The 19,863-nt window shown below is 74.3% G+C and carries 18 protein-coding genes; 7 read left to right on the forward strand and 11 right to left on the reverse strand.

Annotated elements, in window-relative coordinates:
* Window positions 1-40 precede the first annotated feature (40 nt).
* Window positions 41-2,104 carry an acetyl/propionyl/methylcrotonyl-CoA carboxylase subunit alpha gene (locus tag OG989_RS05425; protein WP_327029858.1) on the forward strand — a complete coding sequence of 688 codons (2,064 nt, stop codon included), beginning with the start codon at window positions 41-43 and terminating at the stop codon, window positions 2,102-2,104.
* A gap of 16 nt (window positions 2,105-2,120) precedes the next feature.
* Window positions 2,121-3,311, forward strand: a complete 1,191-nt coding sequence (locus OG989_RS05430; protein ID WP_327029859.1) for an acyl-CoA dehydrogenase family protein — start codon at window positions 2,121-2,123, stop codon at window positions 3,309-3,311.
* A 95-nt stretch (window positions 3,312-3,406) separates the two neighbouring features.
* Here OG989_RS05430 and OG989_RS05435 read toward each other — a convergent pair whose 3' ends face one another.
* Window positions 3,407-4,009, reverse strand: a complete 603-nt coding sequence (locus OG989_RS05435; RefSeq protein WP_327029860.1) for a nucleotidyltransferase domain-containing protein — start codon at window positions 4,007-4,009, stop codon at window positions 3,407-3,409.
* Window positions 4,010-4,108: 99 nt separating this feature from the next.
* Between OG989_RS05435 and OG989_RS05440 the strand changes: the two genes are divergently transcribed.
* Complete coding sequence (locus OG989_RS05440; protein ID WP_327029861.1) at window positions 4,109-4,264, forward strand: hypothetical protein; 156 nt, start codon at window positions 4,109-4,111, stop codon at window positions 4,262-4,264.
* A 95-nt stretch (window positions 4,265-4,359) separates the two neighbouring features.
* Here OG989_RS05440 and OG989_RS05445 read toward each other — a convergent pair whose 3' ends face one another.
* Together OG989_RS05445 and OG989_RS05450 are read right to left on the reverse strand one after the other, a co-directional pair.
* Window positions 4,360-5,472, reverse strand: a complete 1,113-nt coding sequence (locus OG989_RS05445; protein WP_327029862.1) for a hypothetical protein — start codon at window positions 5,470-5,472, stop codon at window positions 4,360-4,362.
* A 251-nt stretch (window positions 5,473-5,723) separates the two neighbouring features.
* Entirely contained in the window at window positions 5,724-7,529 is a 1,806-nt protein-coding gene (locus OG989_RS05450) for an alpha/beta hydrolase (protein WP_327029863.1), read from the reverse strand.
* A 283-nt stretch (window positions 7,530-7,812) separates the two neighbouring features.
* Between OG989_RS05450 and OG989_RS05455 the strand changes: the two genes are divergently transcribed.
* Window positions 7,813-8,160, forward strand: coding sequence for a hypothetical protein (locus tag OG989_RS05455; RefSeq protein WP_327029864.1), 348 nt, complete (start codon window positions 7,813-7,815; stop codon window positions 8,158-8,160).
* On the opposite strand, the gene OG989_RS05460 is transcribed toward OG989_RS05455, so the two are convergent.
* The 7 genes from OG989_RS05460 to OG989_RS05490 form a co-directional block, all read right to left on the reverse strand.
* A complete protein-coding gene (locus OG989_RS05460; RefSeq protein ID WP_151456543.1) occupies window positions 8,137-9,642 on the reverse strand; it encodes a serine/threonine-protein kinase in 1,506 nt (501 codons plus the stop codon). The genes OG989_RS05455 and OG989_RS05460 overlap by 24 nt on opposite strands.
* 30 nt (window positions 9,643-9,672) lie before the next feature.
* Window positions 9,673-10,143 (reverse strand): hypothetical protein, encoded by a 471-nt coding sequence (locus tag OG989_RS05465; RefSeq protein ID WP_327029865.1) that lies wholly within the window; start codon window positions 10,141-10,143, stop codon window positions 9,673-9,675.
* Between the two features lie 127 nt (window positions 10,144-10,270).
* On the reverse strand, window positions 10,271-13,855 hold the full coding sequence (locus tag OG989_RS05470; RefSeq protein ID WP_327029866.1) for an adenylate/guanylate cyclase domain-containing protein: 3,585 nt from the start codon (window positions 13,853-13,855) through the stop codon (window positions 10,271-10,273).
* The gene (locus OG989_RS05475) at window positions 13,852-14,679 is read right to left on the reverse strand and encodes an MBL fold metallo-hydrolase (RefSeq protein ID WP_327029867.1); all 828 of its coding nucleotides are present in this window, start codon (window positions 14,677-14,679) and stop codon (window positions 13,852-13,854) included. Before OG989_RS05475 ends, OG989_RS05470 begins: the two co-directional genes overlap by 4 nt.
* A 121-nt stretch (window positions 14,680-14,800) precedes the next feature.
* On the reverse strand, window positions 14,801-15,262 hold the full coding sequence (locus OG989_RS05480) for a RidA family protein (protein WP_151456539.1): 462 nt from the start codon (window positions 15,260-15,262) through the stop codon (window positions 14,801-14,803).
* Window positions 15,263-15,338: 76 nt separating this feature from the next.
* Window positions 15,339-15,494: a DUF4177 domain-containing protein gene (locus tag OG989_RS05485; protein ID WP_018222171.1), complete on the reverse strand. Its 156-nt coding sequence runs from the start codon at window positions 15,492-15,494 to the stop codon at window positions 15,339-15,341.
* 46 nt (window positions 15,495-15,540) lie between these two features.
* Entirely contained in the window at window positions 15,541-16,014 is a 474-nt protein-coding gene (locus tag OG989_RS05490) for a hypothetical protein (protein WP_327029868.1), read from the reverse strand.
* A 532-nt stretch (window positions 16,015-16,546) separates the two neighbouring features.
* Between OG989_RS05490 and OG989_RS05495 the strand changes: the two genes are divergently transcribed.
* From OG989_RS05495 to OG989_RS05505, 3 genes are read left to right on the forward strand one after another with little or no spacing between them, the layout of a single operon-like run.
* Window positions 16,547-17,113, forward strand: a complete 567-nt coding sequence (locus OG989_RS05495) for an Rv0361 family membrane protein (protein ID WP_327031116.1) — start codon at window positions 16,547-16,549, stop codon at window positions 17,111-17,113.
* A gap of 26 nt (window positions 17,114-17,139) precedes the next feature.
* Window positions 17,140-18,117: an ArsA family ATPase gene (locus OG989_RS05500; protein ID WP_327029869.1), complete on the forward strand. Its 978-nt coding sequence runs from the start codon at window positions 17,140-17,142 to the stop codon at window positions 18,115-18,117.
* A 54-nt stretch (window positions 18,118-18,171) separates the two neighbouring features.
* On the forward strand, window positions 18,172-19,323 hold the full coding sequence (locus OG989_RS05505; RefSeq protein WP_327029870.1) for an ArsA family ATPase: 1,152 nt from the start codon (window positions 18,172-18,174) through the stop codon (window positions 19,321-19,323).
* Window positions 19,324-19,329: 6 nt separating this feature from the next.
* On the opposite strand, the gene OG989_RS05510 is transcribed toward OG989_RS05505, so the two are convergent.
* Entirely contained in the window at window positions 19,330-19,650 is a 321-nt protein-coding gene (locus OG989_RS05510) for a WhiB family transcriptional regulator (protein ID WP_132238543.1), read from the reverse strand.
* Window positions 19,651-19,863: the final 213 nt, after the last annotated feature.

Here is a 19,863-nt window from a genome sequence, read left to right on the forward strand (position 1 = left end):
CGAAGCGGAGTCCCGCAGTCGCGAACGAAAGGCAGACTCAGTGATCACGAGACTTCTGGTGGCGAACCGGGGCGAGATCGCCCGCCGGGTCTTCGCCACCTGTCGGACGCTGGGCGTCGAGACGGTGGCCGTGCACTCCGACGCCGACGCCGACGCGCCGTTCGTCGCCGAGGCCGACCAGGCGGTGCGGCTGCCCGGGAACACGCCCGCCGAGACGTACCTGCGCATCGATCTCATCCTGGACGCGGCCCGCCGGGCCGGTGCGGACGCGGTCCACCCCGGCTACGGCTTCCTCGCCGAGAACGCCGAGTTCGCCGCGGCGGTGACCGACGCAGGGCTGATCTGGGTCGGCCCGCCGGCCAAGGCGATCGCCGCGATGGGCGACAAGGTGGCGGCGAAGGCCCTGCTCGCCGAGGCGGGCGTGCCGATGCTGTCCACCTGGACCGACGCCGACGAGATCACCGACTTCCCGGTGCTGGTGAAGGCGTCCGCCGGCGGCGGCGGGCGCGGCATGCGGATCGTCCGCGGCGCCGCCGACCTCGCCGAGGCCGTCGCCTCCGCGCGCCGCGAGGCGGCTGCGGCGTTCGGCGACGGCACGGTCTTCGTCGAGCGGTACGTCGAGCGCGGCCGGCACGTCGAGGTCCAGATCTTCGGCGACACGCACGGTACGGTGGCCGCCCTGGGCGTGCGCGAGTGCTCGATCCAGCGCCGGCACCAGAAGATCGTCGAGGAGGCGCCCGGCGTCCTCCCGCACGAGGTGCGGGAGCGGCTGCACGAGGCGGCGGTGGCCGCCGGCCGGGCGGTCGACTACGTGGGCGCCGGCACGGTCGAGTTCCTGCTCGCGCCCGACGGGGAGATCTACTTCCTGGAGATGAACACCCGCCTCCAGGTCGAGCACCCGGTCACCGAACTCTGCACCGGGCTGGACCTGGTCCGGCTGCAACTGATGGTCGCCGAGGGCCAGCCCCTGCCGGAGAACGCCATTGACCCGCACTGGATGCGTGGCTACGCGATCGAGGTGCGGCTCTGCGCCGAGGACCCGGCGCAGGGCTGGCTTCCCGCCACCGGCACCCTCCACCGGTTCGCGGTCCCCGGGGTGGCGCGGGAGTTCGGCAACCTCCGGGCGATCGGCCTGCGGCTGGACTCCGGCGTGGTGGACGGCTCGACCGTCGGGGTGCACTACGACTCGATGCTGGCGAAGGTGATCGCCTGGGGCCAGACCCGCGCCGAGGCGATCCGGCTGCTGGCCGACGCGCTGACCCGGGCCGAGCTGCACGGGGTGGCCACCAACCGGGACCTGCTGGTCCGCATCCTGCGCAGCCCGGAGTTCGGCGCCGTGGAGATCGACACCGGCTTCCTGGACCGGCACGGGGAGGTCTTCGCCCCGCTGCTGCCCACCGACCAGCTCCCCCTGGTGGCCCTGGCCGCCGCGCTGGCCACCGCCGCCGCCCGCCGCGCCGCCGCGCCGGTGCTCGCCGGCCTCCCGTCGGGCTGGCGCAACGTGCCCGCCTTCCCGCAGGTCACCCGCTACGTGGGACCGGACGGTGAGATCGAGGTCCGCTACCGGCTGGACCGCTCGGGCGGCCTCGCCGAGTGGTCGGCCTCGCCGGGCGCCGGCTCCACCGCCCGCACCGACGGTCCGGCCCCGGACGGAGCGGTCCCGGCCAGCGGGTCGTCGTCGAACAAGGCGGCCCCGGCAGGCGGGCCGACGCCCGTGGTGAGCCTTGTCCAGGCCACCGCGGACCGGGTGGTGCTCGACGTCGACGGGGTGCGGCGGGCGTACCGCGTACACCGGGTGTCCTCGGAGGTCTTCGTGGACGGCCCGGACGGGGCGGCGAGCCTGACCGAGCTGCCGCGTTTCCCCGAGCCCACGGCGGAGCTGGCGGCCGGGTCGCTGGTCGCGCCGCTGCCCGGCGCGGTGACCCGGGTGCACGTCGAGGTCGGCCAGCGGGTGGCGGCCGGTGACCTGCTGCTGACCCTGGAAGCGATGAAGCTGGAACATCCCGTGCTCGCCCCGGCCGACGGTGTGGTCGCCGAGCTTCCGGTCGCGGCCGGCGGGCAGGTCGACACGGGCGCCGTGCTGGCCGTGGTCAACCCCGAGTGATCCTGGAGGCCCCCCGATGAACTTCGACCTCACCCCCGAGCAGGACCAGCTCCGCGACGCCGTGCGCGCCCTGGGCCGCCGGTACGGCCACGAATACTTCGTCGCCAAGGCGAGATCCGGCGAGCACACCACCGAGCTGTGGGACGAGGCCGGCCGGCTGGGCTACCTCGGGGTCAACATCCCCACCGAGTACGGCGGCGGCGGGGGCGGGATCACCGAGCTGGCCATCGTCTGCGAGGAGCTGGCGGCGGCCGGCTGCCCGCTGCTGCTGCTGGTGGTCTCCCCCGCCATCGCGGCCACGGTGATCGCCCGGCACGGCACCGAGGAGCAGCGCAAGCGCTTCCTGCCCGGTTTCGCGGACGGCTCGCTGAAAGTGGTCTTCGCGATCACCGAGCCGGAGGCCGGCTCCAACTTCCACCGGCTCGGCACGGTGGCCCGCCGCGACGGCGACGACTGGCTGCTCTCCGGTCGCAAGTGCTACATCTCGGGCGTCGACGAGGCGTCGTACGTGCTGGTCGTCGCCCGCGTCGCTGTCGAAGACGGCCAGGCCGGCACAGGGGATGCCACGCCGCAGAAACTAAAGCCGGCGCTGTTCATCGTGCCGACCGACGCGCCGGGGCTGACCCGCTCCAAGCTGGACATGGAGATCGTCTCCCCGGAGAACCAGTTCCTGCTCTACCTCGACGACGTGCGGCTGCCCGCCGACGCGCTGGTCGGCGAGTCGCTGGACGCCGGCCTGCCGGCGCTCTTCGCCGGGCTCAACCCGGAGCGGATCACGGTCGCCGCGATGGGCGCCGGCACCGGCCGGTACGCGATCGAGCGGGCCAGCGAGTACACCGCCACCCGCAAGGTCTGGGGCGGCCGGACCATCGGCTCCCACCAGGGCGTGGCCCACCCGCTCGCGCACGCCGCCGTGCAGGTCGAGCTGGCCCGCCTGATGATCCACAAGGCGGCCACCCTCTATGACGCGGGCCGCGACCTGGAGGCCGGCGTCTCCGGCAACATGGCCAAGTACGCCGCCGGGGAGGCCGCCGCGCTGGCGGTCGACACGGCCGTCCAGGTGCTCGGCGGGGCCGGCATGACCACCGAGTACGGCGTGGCCACGCTCCTCGGCGCGGTGCGCGCCGGCCGGATCGCCCCGGTCAGCCGCGAGATGATCCTCAACTTCGTCGCCCAGCACGTCCTCGGTCAGGACAAGTCCTACTGACTCCGGCTCGCCCCGTGCCAGGTACGGGATCCACCCGTTGAGGCAGGCTCTGACGGCGGGGAGCACCGCTCATCGTGGATGGGCGGTGTGGGTCTTCAGTGCTCGGCGCCAATGATGGTCAGGAAGGGTGGTTCCCAGGGCCTCGTCGAGCCATCGGCTGGCTGGTTGGCTGAGAAGCGGCAGGGCTGCGGCGAGTCGATCTCATCCTTGGCCAGTTGGTTTGCCGGCTTCGCCTTGTAGTGAAGCTGGACCTCTGGAGCAAGGTACGGCCAGCCATCGCGGGTGCGTCGACCGAGGCGGTCGACAGGAAGTGTCACCGCCGGGTGGCGTCGCGAGTGCCAATGCTGCCCTTCGGCGTTGTCGATCATGAACTGGATCCGCCAGGGCGAGGTGGGACCTTCTCGGCACCAGATGTCGTGGACGTGTTCGGGAAGCAGCTCCCCCTCTCTCCAGGGACGCAGCTGCCCGGGCGGATCGGCGGCTTGGATGTCCCAGCCGGGTAGGACGTGGTGGACCATCCACTGATCACGTCGAAGGATCAGGACGTCGATGTCACCGTGGGGGCGAAGACTGCGGCCGGCGAACAGTTCGATCGCGTAGCCGCCGGCGATCCACCACGGCTGTCGGACGTCGCTGCGGCGGAACCGGTCCACGACTTGTCGAGGAGTCTCCGGCTCCCATCTTCCGAGATCGCTCATCGGTCCATCGTTCCACTCAGCAGGGCTGACGCAGCGGGCCATGTTCCGTCCTGCAACCCTGGCCGGGCGACGGAGCTGTCCGGTAGCCGGGTGCAGCCGGTGACCACACTCGACATCGTCGCTCAGGCGTCGGACCTGCCGCCCTTGATGTCCTGGACGAAGCTGGAGCTGCTGGCCGCCGGTGAAGGACGACACCTCCGCGTGAGCGCCCGCCCCGGTGATCAGGACGCCATGGACCTCAAAGCAGCCGGATGACGTCCATAGGATCCTGATCACCCGCCCCGCGCCCCGGCGCGACTGGGCGGCGGCCGGCAGGTCAGCCGTGACGGCATCCGGCCGATGGCGTAGCGCTAGCGCAGGACGTTGGCGATGTGGCCGCCGGCCTGGATGCTGGGGGCCTGGAACGAGGAGACGACAGCGTTCCACGGCTCGGGATGGGGGCCGGACGGCGGATTCGGCTTCGGGATGCGGATCTGCCACGCCAGGCTGTTGCCGCACCAGTCGCCGTCGAGGTGGTCGCCGTGGATGGTGGTGGCGATCGGCTTTCCGGGGATGGCGACGCCGGATGCGGTGGCGGCCGTCGGCTCGTGCCAGGTTCCGGCGACGTTCGAGGTGGCCCGGACGGCGCCGTCGTGGCCGGCGAACATGACGATGGCCGGGCCGCCGGCGAACTGGGCCGCGGCGAGGTGCGCCCCGGCCGGTGCGGTCCCGGCACCGGCGACGGCGACCGGTTGCCACGGGTCCGGTATCGGGCCGCCGGTCAGCCTCACCTGCCAGATCCGTCCGTCGAGCCCGGTGACGAACCCGGCGAGGGCGGAGATGGCGGCGAGCCCGCCACCGGGTGTGGCGAAGTTCGGCGGGCTGGCCGGTGCCGTCGTCCAGGTGCCGGTGCTGTTCGACCGGACCACGCGGAGTGCGCCGTCGGTGCCGACGAACGCCACTCCGGGAGTGGTCCCGGGGATCGCGGCGACAACCGCGCCGGGTGGGGCGATGCCGGCGACGGTGACCGGCCGCGGCCCGACCGGCGCGCCGCTCAGGTATGACCTGTTGAAGACCGCGCCGTTGCGGCCGACGAAGAAGACGTCCAGGCCGGCGGCGGCTGTCGGGGCCCCGGGTGGGGCCAGGCCGGAGGGGCCGTCGATGGTGACGGCGGGGCCGGGGCCGAGCGGCAGGGTCCGCGACATGACGAGACCGCCGTTCAGGCCGATCGCGAACGCGGTGACGCTGCCGGATGCGGGCCGGATGGTGGCGATGCCGGCCCCGGGCGGCGCGACGTGCTCACCGTGCACCAGGGCTGGTGCGCCGCCGGTGGACTTGTAGAGGCCGTAGCCCGTGCCGATCGTGTACGCCTCGACCTGGCTGTCGGCGTACGCCGGTGGGGTGCCGATCGGCGCGGCCGTGAGGATCAGCGCGGCGCCCATCGCGACCGCAACGCGTCGATGTCCGGCGCGGATCTGGATCATGCGTGCCCCCTGCGGGTGATGGAACCGGTAGGGACAGAGTCGCCGCAGGACCACAAATCGCATAGGGATTCGTCGATCGATTTCGGGTGTCGGCATTTTCGGCACGACGATGAGGATCCTCAGCCGCGTCGCCGAGCCAGCCCATGTCGACCACGACCTGCCGCGGTTCCGCCTCGCTCGGGCATCTCCTGCGCGCGCTGTCGCGGGCCGGGGTGCAGCGGGCGCCCGATCGCCCGCCGCACCCCGGGTCCTCAGCGGACGGTCAGCGAGCCGACCGCCGGCAGCGGGGCGACCACCGGCGGGAGCCGCTTCGGCTCACCCCGCCCGGGGGCGCCCTCGGCGGCCAGCGCGCCCTTCGACGCCTCCGCCCGCCGGGTCGCCTCCGGCTCGGCCGGCAGCTCGGCGAACGGCTGGACGTCGCCCACGCAGACCTTGCCGTTGGCCGGCAGCGCCCCGCGCAGCAGGTACGCGTCGACGGCGCCGGTCACGCAGGCCGACGTCCCGTACGCGGTGTGCCCCCAGCTGTCACTGCTGAGCAGGCGGCTGTTCGGCAGCAGCCGGGCCGAGCTGACCGCGCCCCGGTAGTTGGTCGCCGGGTCCCAGTAGTTGCCCACGACCAGCACCGGCGCGGCGGTCCGCCGGTTGAACGGGCCGGTGTAGGCGTCCTCGTCCCGCACGGTCCAGCTCTTGCGGGCGCACGGCGAGGTGACCCACGTCCACAGCCGACCGAAGTACGGGTCGCGCTTGTCGGCGTTCGCGGCCAGCGCCGGGAACGAGCCGGCGTCCTTCGGGTGGTACGCGTCGGTGCAGTCCACGCCGAGGAAGGTCTCCAACCCGTTCTCGTACGGGAAGTCGTACCGTCGGGCCTGCTCGCGGGCCTTGGCGGCCTGGCGGGTCACGTCCGCCGTCGCCGGGCGGCGGGCGGCCGGCGACGACGCCGGGTCGGTGAGCACCAGCAGGGCGGCGGTGAGGTCGACGACCTCGGCGTAGCCCGTCGGGCCGTAGAGCATGCTGAGGTTGGCGGCGACGAAGTCGGCGTACGTGATGGTGACCGGGCCGAGGTCGGGGTCCTCGATGACCACCGGCTTGGCCCGCAGCCGCTTCGCGACCAGGTCGAACGACGCGACAGGATCGCCCTCGGCCAGCGCACACGCCTCCGCGCCGGCCTTGTCGCAGCGCACCAGGATCTCCCGCAGCGCCTTGTACGCGCCCTGCGCGCTGCGCATCCGGTCCTCCTGGGACAGGTTGCGCGCCCTGCCCTGGCCGACCCACTCGTTCGGGTTGAGCACGCCGTCGATCACCAGGGCGCGGACCCGGTCCGGGAACATGTTGGCGTAGTACTGGCCGAGGATGCTGCCGTAGCTGAAGCCGAGGAAGGTGAGCTTCCGGTCACCCACGGCACGGCGCAGCACGTCCATGTCGCGGGCGACCTCGGCGGTCGACATCGCGCCGATGAGCGGCTTGCCCGTGGTGGAGCAGCCCTTGCCGACGGCCTTCGAGGAGGCCACGTAGGCCTTCTCCTCGGCCTTCGTCCACGGGAACGCCACGTTCAGCCCGGCGTACGCCCGGGTCTGCTCCTTGACGGAGGGGAAGCATCTGACCTGCTGGCTGGCGGCGACGCCGCGCGGGTCGACGCCGACGATGTCGAAGCGGTCCAGCACCTCGTCACCGAGGAAGTACGGCGCGGCGAGCGCGACGTCGGTGCCGGAGCCGCCGGGGCCGCCCGGGTTGACGAAGAGGCTGCCGATCTTCCGCTGCTGGTCGCGGGCCTTGACCCGCAGCACGGCGACCTCGGTCGTCGGGCCGTTCGGCTTGTCGTAGTCGCGGGGCAGCCGGACGGTGGCGCACTCGGCGTAGCCGTAGCAGGCGTACCAGTCCAGCGCGGGCGTGGGCACCCGGTCGACCCGGCGGGCCTCCTGCGGGCTGGTCCGGTCGGAGGTGACCGGACGGTCCCCGCCGGCGGGGGACGGTGCGGCGGCGGCGGGTGCGACCGCGGCGCCGGCGAGGAGCACGCCGGCGATTCCCGCGGCGGCGAGGGACCGGTTTCGTCGTGGCATGTGGACGCCTTCCGGTGGGCGACAGGACGGTCGAGCCGTGGCTCGACCTCCGTCACTCTAGGAACGGCGGACCAGGATTACCGGCCGGCGAACGGCCGCATATCCGACAAACCGCTGACCGATGTAACGAATTGTTCACCGTCGACGCTTTTGGCGGCGGCCAGGCGCAGTGGCCCGGCGTCAGCCCGCGCGCCGGCTCACCTGATGCCGGCCATCCACACCGGCGGTCATCCGGTGCCGGCGACCCGGTTGACAGCGGGCCCCGCTCGGACATCCTGGACGGGTGAGACTTGCGAGGCCCGATGCACGGGCGAAGGCGGTGGCAGCCGCGCTGGTGGCGGCCTCCCTGCTGGTGACGCTGATCGTGTGGGGGCGCCAGGATCTCGTCGGCGTGACGTTGGCGCTGCTCTGCGTACTGGCGACGATGATCGCGGCGGTGTCCGTGGCGGCGGCCCGGCAGGACGACGGGCCGGAACCGGCGGTCACGCCGAACGGCCCGGGGCAGCCCGTCGGGGGACTGTACGGCGTCGACGCCGACACGCTGGAGTCGCTGGACCACCGGGATGCCGTCCGCGCCATGCGCGAGCGCCACCGGGGACGCGGCGGCTCAGCGGCCCGTGAGGGTGGGTGAGACGAGCGCGTCGAGCCCACGCCCGGCCAGGCAGCGGTACGTCCGGTCGGCGTCGGCCCCGGCCGGGGGCAGCACCTCCAGGTTCCAGCCGTCCGCGTAGCTGATCCCGCTGGTGAGCCGGAAGGTGGTCTCGTTGCAGACCCCGCGTACCGCCGCGTCCGCGCTGACCTGGTCGTGGCCGGCGCCGACCAGGGTGTCGGGGAGCTTGCCCTCGGCGTAGCTCTCCCAGGTGTGCTGGCCGTCGCAGGGCACCCGGGGCGCCCGGGTCCGCGCGCCGCGCACCTCCATCGGCCCGAAGCACTCCAACTCGTCGGCGCAGCCCGCGCCGGCCGGCAACGCGGTCGTCAGGGCGCAGGCGGGCAGCACCGTGCTCGTCGCCGCCACGCCGGCCGTCGGCGACGGGCCCGGGCTGGAGACCGCGCCGGCCAGCCAGGCACCGGCGCCCGCCGAGGCGGCCAACGCGACCATCCCGGCGCCGCCGAGAAACCAGCGCCGCCGACGCCGCTGGCGGGCGGTGGGCACCGTGGGGTGGAGGTCCTCCACCGGCGGTCGCGGAGCGGGCCGGGAGACGTGGTCCACGCCGTACGGGCCGACGGGGCCGGGCACGCCGCTGACCGGACCCGGGATGCCCGTGCCGCCCGCCTGGGCGCCGGCGGGACCGAGCGGCAGGCCGACCAGCAGGTCGCGCAGCTCGACGGCCGAGGGACGCTCGCCGGGATCGTTGGACATGCCGGCCCGGAGCACGTCGATCATCTCGGCCGGCACCCCGGGCAGGCCGGGAACCGGCTGGTGGAACATCTCCAGCACGGTGACCAGGCTGGGGTTGCGTTCGGACTGCCAGCGCGGCGGGCGGCCGTGCATCACCGCGTAGAGGGTGGCGCAGAGGGCGTAGACGTCGACGGCGGGCGACGGCGGGCTGTGGTTGAACATCTCCGGCGGCGCGTAGGCCGGGGTGAGCACCTCCAGGGCGACCGAGGCGTCACGCATCTCGGCCACCACGGCCAGCCCGAAGTCGGCCAGCACCGCCGAGTTGAAGTGCGAGTAGAGGATGTTCGCCGGCTTGACGTCGCGGTGCAGCACGCCGGCGGCGTGCGAGTGGGCGACGGCGTCGGCGATCTTGACCCCGAGGTCGCGCGCCTCGGCGGGCCCGAGCGGCGAGGTCCGCATCCGCTCGGCGTACGAGCCGTCGCAGAGCTCCATGATCAGATAGGGATGCTGGTCGACCGTGACCCCGACGTCGAAGAGGTCGACCACGTGCGGGTGGGACGACATCCGCCCGGCGGCCCGCGCCTCGCGCAGGAAGCGGGCCTGGTCGTGCTCGCTGTCGAGGGTGCGATTCTCCACCTTGACCGCGACCTCTCGCCCCACCGAGATCTGGGTCGCCTTGTAGATCGTCGCGTAGCCTCCCCTGGCAAACACGCGCAGATCGGTCAGACCGGGCACAATGGGCGCCGGCAGGGCGCCGGGCGGGGTCGCGGTCACAGCTCGAAAATACCCAACCGGACCGACGGCTCAGTGAACCGCATCAGCGGCCGGAACGGCACCGGCTGCGGAATCGCCTCCGCCGCCCACCGCCCCCGGGCCCGCGCGACGGTTGTCCCACCAGAGCCCGACGGCGGTCGCCACCGCGCCGAGGCCCTCCCAGGCGGCCACCCCGAAGAACCTCCCGGGCGCGATGTCGGCCAGCACCGCGATGCTGAACACCGTGAACGTGACCAGCCGGAACACCACCGTGAAGCGGAAGAACGACCGCCATTCGGTGGCGGTGGCGAGCAGGTAGTAGACCCCCATGTTGAACGAGGCCATCGAGGAGGCGATCAGGAAGGTGCCGGTGTGGTCGCCGACCGCGCGCGTCGCCGGCACCTCGAAGCCGAGCATTCGCAGCAGCGCCTCCGGCCAGACCAGCCCGACCGCGCCCATGAGCAGGGCCAGCACGCCGAAGACCGCGATCGTCCATCCGGCGGCCGAACGCGGCAACCTCATCACGGCCCTCCCCAGACCCGACGCGGTCGCACGACCGACCGCCCCTCGGACCTGACACGCTATCGGCCATCCCCGACACACCGCATCCCCAGAACCGCCAGACCTTCCGGTTCCGGGGTCCGCGGGACTAGGGGGTGGTCAGGCGCGCCCGCAGGGCGTCGGCGGCGGCGCGCTCGCTGCGCTGCTCGGTCGCGTACGCCAGGCGGACCGCCTCCTCGGCGCTGGCGAGCGCCTCCACGGGCCGGCCGCAGGCCGCGAGCGCCTCGGCGAGCACCCGGGCGGCGACCACCTGGCTGCGCACGTCCTCCGCCGGGGCGGCGACGGCCCGCCGGGCCCAGTCCAGCGCCTGCTCGCACTGGCCGTGGGCGAGCAGGGCGGACGCGTACCGGGCCATGGTCTGGCGGCGGGAGAAGAGCAGCGAGGGCACGGTGGCGGCGGCGGTGGCCACCGGGGCGAGCAGCCCCACGGCGGTCGCGGAGTCGCCGGCGGCCAGCCGGGCGGTGGCCAGCAGCACCCGGGGCCCCACCTGGGCGGGTGCCTGCGGGTTGTGCGGCTCGACGGCGGTCAGCACCGACCGGGCGTCCCGCTCGGCCGTGTCGCAGTCACCCAGGTCCAGCGCCACGAACCCGCGCAGCGTGCCGGCCATCCCGGTGAGCAACGGGTGCGACGTCCGCTCCGCGTACGACAGCGCGTCGGTGAGCAGGTCGGCGGCGTGCCCCGGCTCGCCCAGCCCGCGCGCCACGACGCCCCGGACGACCAGCGCGAACCCGCGCCCCCAGTCGTCGGAGGCGGCGGCGAACTCGCGGTACGCCCGACGGGCCCCCCGGTCCGCCTCGCCCAGCTCGCCCAGCTCGGCGGTGGCGAACGCCTCGACCGCGCGCAGGGTGCCCACCGCCCACGCCTCGCCGACCCGCTCGCCGAACGGCAGGAAGACCTGCGCCATCCGGCACGCCTCGCGCAGCCGGCCGGCGAGCAGCCGGGCGAAGGCGGTGGTGCCGCGCAGCCAGGCCCGCCCGTACGGGTCCTTCAGCTCGGCGAAGAGCCGGGCGGCCCGGCCGAGCACGGCGTCGGTGCCGGCGAAGTCGCCCCGGGTCGTGGTCACCCAGGCCAGGTTCTGCAACGACCACGCCTGCCCCCGGCGGTCCTGCGACTGGAGGCTCACCTGGTACGACGCGGCGAGCCGGCTGCTGGCCTGCCCCAACCGCCCGGCGACGAAGTCGGCCATGCCGAGGCGGCGCATCGCCGAGGCGCGCAGCGTCGGCAGCCCGCCGGCCGTGGCCACCTGCAACGCCTCCTGCCAGCAGCCCACCGCGCGCGCCTGGTCGCCCATGGTCTGGTGGGCCTGCCCGGCGAGCAGCAGCGCGCTGGTCCGGACGGCGGACTCGTCGCCGGCGTTGGCGGCGATCTTCTCGGCGAAGGCGAGCGCGTCGGCGGGGCGTCCGACCTGGAGCAGCGCCCGGGCGTGCACCACCCGGTCGGCCGCCGGCACCCCGTCCCGGGCCAGCTCGGCCGCGCGTTCGGCGTACTCCACGGCCAGCGCGGGCTCACCCGCCTGCAACGAGCGGCGCGCGGCCCCGCCGAGGGCGGTGACGCCCAGACCGACGACGGCCCGCGCCGGCGCGTCCGGCCGCAGCCCGACCGCGTCGGCCAGCGCGGCGGCCCGTTCCACGTGCTGGGCCACGAAGACGTCCCGGGCCGCCTCGGCGAAGCCGCCCGGCGCGCCCGCACCTGCCGACGGGCCGGCCGCGGCCCACCGGGCCAGCGCCGCGTGCCGCTCGGCCAGCTCGGCCTTGCTCACCCCGGCGTACGCGGCCTCCCGCATCAGCGGGGTCGCGAAGGCGTACCCGGCGCGGGTGCGGTGCAGCATCCGGCGTTGCAGCAGCTCCTCCACCGCCCGTTCCAGCTCGACGGCGACCACCGCCGCCGGGCGGCCGTCGCGGCCGGCCCGCTGCTCGCGCAGCGCCTCCAGCGCACCGTCCGGCACCGTGTCGCCGACGACGGCCGCGTCCCGCAGCACGGAGCGGGCCTCCGCCGGCAGCGCGTCGATGCGCGCGGCGAGCACCGCGGCCAGGTCGCGGGAGAGCAGGCGGCTGCCGAGCGAGCCGGGCACCAGTCGCCAGCCGCCCGGACTCGGGGAGTTCCGCTCGGCGACGGTGGTCAGCGCGCCCCGCTCCATCAGCAGGGTGACCAGCTCGGCCAGGTAGAACGGGTTGCCCTGGGCGGTGGCGAGCAGCCGGTCCGCGTCGGACTGCGGCAGCCTGCCGCCGCCGAGGTAGGTGGTGAGCAGCCGGGCCGCGTCGGCGCCGCGCAGCGGCGGCAGCGCGTGCACCTCGGCGTCGGCGACCCGGGTCAGCGCCCCGGCGGTACGCACCAGCTCGGGCCGGCCGAGCAGCAGCACCAGCACCGGGCCGGCGAGCCGGGACAGGGTGATCCCGAGCGCCTCGATGGTCTCGGCGGTGGCGTCGTGCAGGTCGTCGACGACGACCACCAGGGGCGCCTCCCCGGCGAGCGCGGTGAGCAGGTCCGCGACCGCGTTCGGCACGGTGTCGGCGTCGGCGGGCTGGGCGGTGCCCCACTCGCCCTGGTCGGCCGGGCCGCCGCCGGGCAGCTCGGCGTACCCGAGCAGGGCCAGCAGCTGGTCGATGGCGACCGGCGCCGGCGTGCCGGTGCGGCTGAGTCGCTGGCCGAGCCGGCGCAGGCGTTCCTCGACGGCCGGGCGGGTGAGCGCGGTGGCGGCGTCGTTGGGCAGGCCGACCGCCGCCCGGACCAGGTCGGCCAGGGGCGCGAGCCGGCGTCGCTCGCCGAACGCGGCGCAGCGCACCGACAGCACCCGGGCTCCGGTGTGCGCGGCGTACCGGCCCGGGCCGACGTCGTAGCCGGCGGCGAGGCGTTCCACCTCGGCGGCGAACCGGGACTTGCCGATCCCGGCCTCGGCGGTCATCAGCAGCACCCGGGGTTCGGCGCGGTCGATCACCTCGGCGAGCCGGCCGGCGACCCGGCCGATCTCGGTCTCCCGGCCGACGAAGGGCGCCTCGTCGCCGAGGCCGGACCGGGTGCCCGGGGCGTCCAGGAGGCCGAGCAGCTCGTACGCCTCGACCGGCTCCCGCTTGCCCTTGAGCCGCAGCGGGCGCAACGCCCGCCAGGAGGCCACGTGCCGGGTGGCGGCGGAGGTCCGCGCCCCCGCGTAGACCGCGCCGACGGCGGCGGCGTCGGCCAGCCGGGCGGCGGTGTTGACGGTGTCGCCGATGACCGTGTACTCGATGGCGGCCTGGATGCCGGCGATCACGTCGCCGGTGTTCAGCCCGACGCGCAGGCCGAGCGGCGCGCCGCCGCCCCGCTCGTCGTCGAGCACCCGGCGGACCGCCCGCTGCATCGACAGCGCGGCCCGCACGGCCCGCTCGGCGTCGTCCTCGTGCGCGACCGGCGCCCCGAAGACCGCCATGATCCCGTCGCCGGTGAGCTTGTCGACGTGGCCGCCGAACGTCTTCACCGCGCCGGCCAGCGCGGCGAGCACCCGGTCGGTGACCGCGCCGACGCGTTCCGGGTCGAGGTCCTCGGACCAGGAGGTGAAGTCGGACAGGTCGCCGAAGAGCACCGTCACCACGCGGCGTTCGGCCGCGGGCAGCGTCGCGGCGGCCGGCAGCGCGGCGCCGCAGTTGTGGCAGAACCGCGCGCCGGGCACGGCGACGGTTCCACACACCGGGCAGGTCACGCTTGCTCCAACCCTGCGGCACCTCCGCCGGATTCCCGGCCCAGGTACTCCAGCTGGGCCCGGACGGACCACTCGGCGGCCCACCACAGCGACCGGTCGACGTCGGCGTAGACCGTCGCGACCACCTCGGCGGCGGTGGAGGCGCCCGCGGCGACCGCCGCCCGGACCTGGTCGAGCCGGGCCCGGCGGTGGGCCAGGTAGAAGTCCGCGGCGACGCCGCAGTCGGCCAGTGCCGGACCGTGCCCCGGCAGCGCCGGGATCCCCCGGTACGTCGAGAGCAGCTCCAGGCTGGCCAGGTAGTCCCCGAGGTGCCCGTCCGGGTGGGCGACCACGGTGGTCCCCCGGCCCAGGATCGTGTCGCCGGTCAGGACCACCCGCTCGTCGCCGTGCTCGACCAGGAAGCAGACCGAGTCGCCGGTGTGCCCGGGGGTCGGCACGAGTCGGACGCCCAGCCCGTGGCCGTCCAGCTCCCCGCCCGGCCCGGTCAGCGTTTCCCCGGCGATGGTGTGCGCCGGGTCGGCGGCGCGTACGGGCACCCCGCCGAGCAGCTCGTGCAGGCGGCGCGAGCCGTCGGTGTGGTCGGGGTGGCCGTGGGTGATCAGCACCAGGCCGATCGGCCCCTGCGCGGCGATCGCCGCCAGGTGCCCCTCGTCGGCCGGACCCGGGTCGACGACGACGGCGTGCTCCCGGCCAGGGGCGCGCAGCACCCAGGTGTTGGTGCCGTCGAGCGTCATCGGCCCAGGGTTCGGGGCACGCAGCAGCGTCACCCAACCCGGCAACCCGTCGGCGAGCGCCGCCGCCGGCGCGGTGAAGTGCCCGGTCATGGCTGCGATCGTACGGCCCCGCCGGCCACTCCCCGCGATCTTGCAGGCTCCGCCTCTGATACGTACCGGTTCACGGCTTTTGCCGGGCACCGAACGCAAGATCGCGGGGATGTGGTGCGGGTCAGGAGACCTCGACGACGACCTCGACCTCGACGGGGGCGTCCAGGGGCAGCTCGGCCACGCCGACGGCGCTGCGCGCGTGCCGGCCGGCCTCACCGAAGACCGCGCCGAACAGGTCGGACGCGCCGTTGATCACGCCCGGGATGGCGGTGAAGCCCGAGGAGGCCGCGACGAAGCCGGTCAGCTTGACGACCTTGACGACGTTCTCCAGGCCGACCAGCGAGTCGATCGCGGCCAGCGCGTTGAGCGCGCACTGCTGGGCCAGGTCCTTGGCCTGTTCGGCGGAGACGCCGGCGCCGACCTTGCCGGTGGCGAGCAGCTTCCCCTCGACCATCGGCAGCTGCCCGGAGACGTAGACGTGCTGCCCGGACTGGACGGCCGGCACGTAGCTGGCCAACGGCGGGACCACCTCGGGCAGCGTGTGCCCGAGTTCGGCGAGTTTCGCGTGCGGACCGTTGCTCATGCCGCCACCTCGCTGCGCTCGGCGGCGTCATGAGCCCTCGACGCGCCGGTCAGGATGATTCGCTCGCTCCGCTCGCTCATGCCTTCGGCCGCTTCAGGTAGGCGACGAGCTGCTCCGGGTTGGGACCGGGAACCACGGAGACGAGTTCCCACCCGTCCTCACCCCAGTTGTCGAGGATCTGCTTGGTCGCGTGGACCAGCAGCGGGACCGTGGAGTATTCCCACTTCTGCATCGGTGGAGGGCTCCCTTGGCTGGAGTTCGACTTCTCGACGCACAGCCTACGGTCCGGCGGACGGGCGGGGCGCGGGACGCTGCTCCGGGGGCGCCGGCACCTCCCCGCAGGAGCCGCCGTGCTCGTACGGCTGGGGGCAGCGGGAGCGGTCCGGCAGCAGCAGGTCGCAGAAGACCCGGTGCCGGTTGTTCTGGTCGTCGGTGCTGGAGACGGTGGTCTCGCCGGCGTCCAGCTCGCTGAGGAAGCTCAGCGAGGTGGCGACCGTTCCGGCCAGCGCGGTGGCCGCCCTCAGGTCGGCGACCCGGATCGGCAGGTGGATGACGAAGCCGGGCTCCTCCTCGTCCCGGGCTCCCGGCCGGGAGGGCACGCGCACCACCTCGACGGGTTCGGCGAGCCGCCGGTACGACCGTTCGTTGACGGGCAGGCCGACGCCGCCCTCGGCCTCCCCCGGGAAGCCGGGCCGCCGCGCCCGGTCGCCCACCGGGAACTGTGCCCGAGGATTGTTGTCCACGTCGCGCATGCCTTGCCTCCGGACGTCGTACCTGGTCAGGTCATCGCTTGCGGGTCCGGGCCCTCCGCCCGGCCCGCCCCCCGCGCCGCTGAGAACGTAGGTCGGCGGCGACAGACACGCCAACCGGACGCGCACAGACGATCACCCAAAGTCACATATACGACACACCATCGGTAAGGAACCTGACGGCACCCGCCGCCCCCCGGAGCGGGGACCCGACCGTTACCCTTCCGGTCGGACGGGCGCTCCGCCGGCTCGCCGCCAGCTCGATCACGCTCGTCGCCCGGTCAGGCGGCGACGCCGCAACCCGGGGGATGAGATGACCCAACCACCCAGCGGTGGCCCCGTCGGACCGCCGGCCGACCAGCCCGGCTCCCCGGCGGCTCCCGGCCCGGCCGCCGCACCCGACCCGGCGACCCCATCCAGCCCGGCAGTCCCATCCGACCCGGCCGCCGGGCCCCACCCGGCCACCCCGTCCGGCCCGGCCGCCGTTCCTCCGCCCGGTCCGGCCACCCCACCCGGTCCCGCCACCCCACCCGGCCTGGCTGCCGCCCCTCCGCCCGGTTCGGCCGTCGCTCCTCCGCCCGGCCCCGCCGTCGCCCCGGACCCGTCGATCCCGCCGGCCCCGGTCGGGTACCCGCCCTACCAGCCGCCCGCCGCGCCGAAGAAGAAGCGCGGCGTGCTCATCGCCTCCATCGCCCTGGCCGTGATCCTGCTGCTCTGCGCCGGCGGCGGCGTCGTCGCGTTCCTGACGCTGCGCGACGCCGACAGCGGCACGGGGGCCAAGGAGCCGACGGTCGCGGTCGACGAGTTCCTCAAGGCCGTCTACCAGGAGCGCGACGCGGACCGGGCGGCCGGCCTGGTCTGCTCGTCGTCGCGGGACGAGAAGAAGATCGCCGCCAAGGTGGCCGAGGTCGAGAAGCACGTCTCGGCCCACCAGAACCCGCGGTTCCGGTGGAGCACCCCGAAGGTGGACAACCAGACCGGCGACCGCGCCACGGTCACCACCAAGGTCACCATGACCACCGCGGACGAGAAGGTGGCCGACCAGGACCTGCGGTTCACCGTGGTGAAGAAGACGGGTTGGTGGGTCTGCGAGGTCGCCTGAGCCCACGGCCTGGATAGGCTCGACGGGTGCGCGCAGCAGAGTCGCCGGCCGACCCGGCCGGCACCCAGTGGCCGGCCCGCCTCCACGTCGTGACCGGCAAGGGGGGCACCGGCAAGACCAGCGTCGCGGCGGCGCTGGCCCTCGCGCTGGCCGCCGGCGGCCGGCGCACGCTGCTGGTCGAGGTCGAGGGACGGCAGGGCATCGCCCAGCTCTTCGGCACCGATCCGCTGCCGTACGAGGAGCGGCACCTGACCGACGCGCCGGGCGGCGGGGAGGTGCGGGCCCTGGCGGTGGACGCCGAGGAGGCCCTGCTGGAGTACCTCGACATGTTCTACAAGCTCGGCGCGGCCGGCCGGGCGCTGCGCAAGCTCGGGGCGATCGACTTCGCCACCACCATCGCCCCCGGCCTGCGGGACGTCCTGCTCACCGGCAAGGTGAAGGAGGCGACCACCCGCACGTCCGGCCAGCGGCGCGCGTACGACGCGGTGGTGCTGGACGCGCCACCCACCGGGCGGATCGGCCGGTTCCTCAACGTCACCGCCGAGACGGCCCGGCTGGCCAAGGTGGGCCCGATCAAGACCCAGAGCGAGGGGGTCGCGGCGCTGCTGCGCTCCCCGATCACCGCCGTGCACGTCGTCACCCTGCTGGAGGAGATGCCGGTCCAGGAGACGGTCGACGCGATCGCCGAGCTGACCCAGCTCGGCTTCCCGGTGGGACGGGTGATCGTCAACGGCGCCCGCCCCCCGCTGCCCGCGGGGCGGGTGGTGGCCGCCACCGAGCTGGAGCGGGGGCTGCGCGCCGCCGGGCTGCCGACCGACCGGGACACCGTCGTCGGGCTCGTCGCCGAGGCGCGCGACCAGGCCATCCGCCGCGAGCTGGAGGATTCGCTCCGCGCCGACCTGGTGGAGCTGGGGCTGCCGATGACCGAGCTGCCGCTGCTGCCCGACGGGGTGGACCGGGCCGGCCTGGACCAGCTCGCCGCGACCCTCGTCCGGGCGGATTGACTCACACCTGCGACCGGCCCGGGCGCACGGACCGACCCGGCCCGATACGCTCGATTGGTGCCTTCCGAAGACGCGGCGCCGCAGCTGGACGTCGACCAGATCCTCGCCGATCCGGGCGTCCGGATCGTGGTGTGCTGCGGGGCGGGCGGGGTGGGGAAGACGACCACGGCCGCCGCGCTCGCGCTGCGCGCCGCGGAGCGACACGGCCGGCGCACGGTGGTGCTCACCATCGACCCGGCCCGCCGGCTGGCCCAGTCGCTCGGGCTGACCGAGCTGGACAACACCCCCCGCCAGGTCAAGGGGATCGACGTCGAGGCCAGCGGCGGCGAGCTGCACGCCATGATGCTCGACATGAAGCGCACCTTCGACGACGTGGTGCTCCAGCACACCGACCCGGCGAAGGCGGCGGAGATCTTCGCCAACCCCTTCTACCAGGCCATGAGCTCGACCTTCGCCGGCACGCAGGAATACATGGCGATGGAGAAGCTGGGCCAGTTGCACGCCCGGGGCGAGTGGGACCTGATCGTGGTGGACACCCCGCCGTCCCGCTCGGCGCTCGACTTCCTGGACGCACCGGCCCGCCTGTCCCGCTTCCTCGACGGGCGGATGCTGCGCCTGCTGCTGGCCCCGGCGCGGACCGGCGGGCGGAGCATGTTCAGCCTGGTCACGGCCTCGTTCGGGATGTTCTCCAAGGTCGTGCAGAAGGTGCTCGGGGCCCAGTTGCTGACCGACCTCTCCGGTTTCGTCGCCGCGTTGGATTCGATGTTCGGCGGCTTCCGGCAGCGCGCCGAGCAGACGTACCGCATCCTCCAGGCGCGGGAGACGGCGTTCCTGCTGGTCGCGGCGCCGGAGCCGGACGCGGTCCGGGAGGCCGCCTACTTCGCGGGCCGGCTGCGCGAGGAGAAGATGCCGCTGGCGGGCCTGGTGCTCAACCGGGTGCACCGCTCGGCGGTGCCCGGGATCGACGCGGCGGAGAGCCTGGCCGCCGCGGAGCGGCTTGCCGGCCTCGGCGGGCACGAGGGCACCGTCGACGTGCTGCGGGCCCACGCGACGCTGGCCCAGCAGGCGGTACGCGAGCGGCAGGTGGCGGCCCGCTTCACCGAGGCGTTCCCGGCGGTGCCGGCGGTGTCGGTGACGGCGCAGCCCGCCGACGTGCACGACGTCGACGGGCTGCGGACGATCGGCGCGGCGATCAGCCGGCCGTGACGGTGCTCAGCCGGCGGTGGTGACGAGGATCTTGTCCTTGCCGGTCTTGTCCTTGGCGTTCTTCTTCATCGCGGCCTCGAACATCTTGCGCCAGCTCGCCACCTGTGGGTGACGGCGCAACAGCGCGCGACGTTCGCGTTCGGTCATGCCGCCCCACACTCCGAACTCGATCCGGTTGTCCAGCGCGTCGGCCAGGCACTCGTACCGAACTGGGCAGCTCCGGCAGATCCGCTTCGCCACGTTCTGTTCGGCGCCCTGTACGAACAACGCGTCCGGGTCCCCGTTCTGACACGCCGCCAGCGACGGCCAGTCAGTGATCATGCCCATCTGTACACGTCCCCCCTTGCAGTACCTACCGACCCCGTCGCGGACCAGCCGGCAATCCCCCCGATCGCCCTGCCCGCCTTCCCCAAGGCGGCACGGACGACATGTGGCGCTGTCGCCGCCACCATCATGCTCTGTAGTCGCCTGATTACGCAACGTTGTCGGCGAAATCCATCATTCCGGACACTCCCGGCTTCCCGGGCTTCGCGACCGCCG

It is taken from the genome of Micromonospora sp. NBC_01740, from assembly GCF_035920365.1.
In the GTDB taxonomy this organism is placed as follows: Bacteria; Actinomycetota; Actinomycetes; order Mycobacteriales; family Micromonosporaceae; genus Micromonospora; species Micromonospora reichwaldensis.

Excerpts from the sequence above, each read along its gene's own strand:
- OG989_RS05430 (WP_327029859.1), top strand. The coding sequence starts at position 2,121 with ATGAACTTCGACCTCACCCCCGAGCAGGACCAGCTCCGCGACGCCGTG.
- OG989_RS05435 (WP_327029860.1), bottom strand. The coding sequence starts at position 4,009 with ATGAGCGATCTCGGAAGATGGGAGCCGGAGACTCCTCGACAAGTCGTG.
- OG989_RS05445 (WP_327029862.1), bottom strand. The coding sequence starts at position 5,472 with ATGATCCAGATCCGCGCCGGACATCGACGCGTTGCGGTCGCGATGGGC.
- OG989_RS05450 (WP_327029863.1), bottom strand. The coding sequence starts at position 7,529 with ATGCCACGACGAAACCGGTCCCTCGCCGCCGCGGGAATCGCCGGCGTG.
- OG989_RS05465 (WP_327029865.1), bottom strand. The coding sequence starts at position 10,143 with ATGAGGTTGCCGCGTTCGGCCGCCGGATGGACGATCGCGGTCTTCGGC.
- OG989_RS05475 (WP_327029867.1), bottom strand. The coding sequence starts at position 14,679 with ATGACCGGGCACTTCACCGCGCCGGCGGCGGCGCTCGCCGACGGGTTG.
- OG989_RS05480 (WP_151456539.1), bottom strand. The coding sequence starts at position 15,262 with ATGAGCAACGGTCCGCACGCGAAACTCGCCGAACTCGGGCACACGCTG.
- OG989_RS05485 (WP_018222171.1), bottom strand. The coding sequence starts at position 15,494 with ATGCAGAAGTGGGAATACTCCACGGTCCCGCTGCTGGTCCACGCGACC.
- OG989_RS05490 (WP_327029868.1), bottom strand. The coding sequence starts at position 16,014 with ATGCGCGACGTGGACAACAATCCTCGGGCACAGTTCCCGGTGGGCGAC.
- OG989_RS05510 (WP_132238543.1), bottom strand. The coding sequence starts at position 19,650 with ATGGGCATGATCACTGACTGGCCGTCGCTGGCGGCGTGTCAGAACGGG.